1 protein-coding gene is annotated in these 235 nt (G+C 59.1%); it reads right to left on the bottom strand.

Going from position 1 to position 235, the window contains the following annotated elements; all coding sequences use genetic code 11:
- Nucleotides 1-235, bottom strand: a 235-nt coding sequence (locus tag CVH10_RS26455) for a hypothetical protein (protein WP_181244765.1), incomplete at both ends; no start/stop codon positions are given.

The following is a 235-nucleotide window of genomic DNA, read 5'->3' as shown; positions in this document are numbered from 1 at the left end:
TCACGCTTCAGAACGGTGCCCTGCTTGGAATAGCCACCGAACAACATGATGTTGCCGCGACCATCGGCGAAATTCTTGCCGGCGAGGACATTGAACTGCCTGTCGAAACCATCACCACGTTCGGAGATGCCGAGCTGGCCGTCGACCTGCAGACCGTCGAAATCAGTCTTGTAGATCATGTTCACCACGCCCGCGACGGCGTCGGAACCATAGACCGCGGAGGCACCGCCCGTCA

Origin of the sequence: Halomonas sp. ND22Bw, from assembly GCF_003011945.1 — a bacterium.
Taxonomy (GTDB): domain Bacteria; phylum Pseudomonadota; class Gammaproteobacteria; order Pseudomonadales; family Halomonadaceae; genus Halomonas; species Halomonas halophila.
The sequence above is the reverse complement of the archived record's forward strand: the minus strand, read 5'-3'. Positions and strand labels throughout refer to the sequence as shown.